This is a genomic window from Bradyrhizobium sp. PRIMUS42 (assembly GCF_023006515.1).
In the GTDB taxonomy this organism is placed as follows: Bacteria; Pseudomonadota; Alphaproteobacteria; order Rhizobiales; family Xanthobacteraceae; genus Bradyrhizobium.
This window is the reverse complement of the sequence record NZ_JALBGZ010001501.1, coordinates 1-553: the sequence shown is the minus strand read 5'-3', so window position 1 is coordinate 553 and position 553 is coordinate 1. Positions and strand designations below refer to the sequence as shown.

General features: G+C 66.2%; 1 pseudogene. It reads left to right on the top strand.

The features are described 5' to 3' along the window. Positions 1–196 precede the first annotated feature (196 nt). Positions 197–553 (top strand): annotated as a pseudogene (locus tag MOV75_RS41310) (hypothetical protein); the annotation flags it as partial.

Genomic DNA, 553 nt, shown 5'->3' with positions numbered 1-553 from the left:
AGCGGTTCCGGAACCTGGCGGCGCTCCGACGGCTGCGGCGGAACCTGGACCTCAGCCAAGCAATAACGCCGGCAAGACGCCGGCTTCGCGGCGGAACCAACGCCGCGCAGGCCCGATTCAAGCCACATCCTCTCCGGATTTGCGGCTCATTGCCACCCAAGTCTTTGATGACAAAGGGGTGGTTAAGAGTTGCGTCATGCGTAACCGGGAGACCAGGATGGGCAACCGCACCGCAAAATTCGTATCCGCGCTGGTCGGCAGCGTCATTGCCGGCCTGCCACTGGCCGCCGTGTCGCAGAACGCGCCGAACACACCGAGCACGGCCAACGCGGCCGCCGACTGCCTCGCATCGCCGAAGGGCACCGCGCCGCAGGGGCAGCATTGGTACTATCGCCTCGAACGCACGACCAAGCGACAGTGCTGGTATCTGCGCGCCGCCGGCGACAAAGCCTCCCAGACCGCGCAGGCGACGCCCGACGCGCAAGATACCGATTCAACCGCGCCGCAATCCGTGCAGAACGCGCGTGCCGAATACGTTGCGTCGCAGACCGGG